1 rRNA gene is annotated in these 227 nt (G+C 52.4%); it reads right to left on the bottom strand.

Features of this window, described 5'->3' with window-relative positions:
* Window positions 1-227, bottom strand: a 16S ribosomal RNA gene (locus tag KV696_RS10580); the annotation flags it as partial.

Here is a 227-nt window from a genome sequence, read left to right on the forward strand (position 1 = left end):
AATAAATCCGGACAACGCTCGGGACCTACGTATTACCGCGGCTGCTGGCACGTAGTTAGCCGTCCCTTTCTGGTAAGATACCGTCACAGTGTGAACTTTCCACTCTCACACTCGTTCTTCTCTTACAACAGAGCTTTACGATCCGAAAACCTTCTTCACTCACGCGGCGTTGCTCGGTCAGACTTCCGTCCATTGCCGAAGATTCCCTACTGCTGCCTCCCGTAGGA

It is taken from the genome of Streptococcus humanilactis (assembly GCF_019448275.1).
Lineage (GTDB): Bacteria > Bacillota > Bacilli > Lactobacillales > Streptococcaceae > Streptococcus > Streptococcus humanilactis.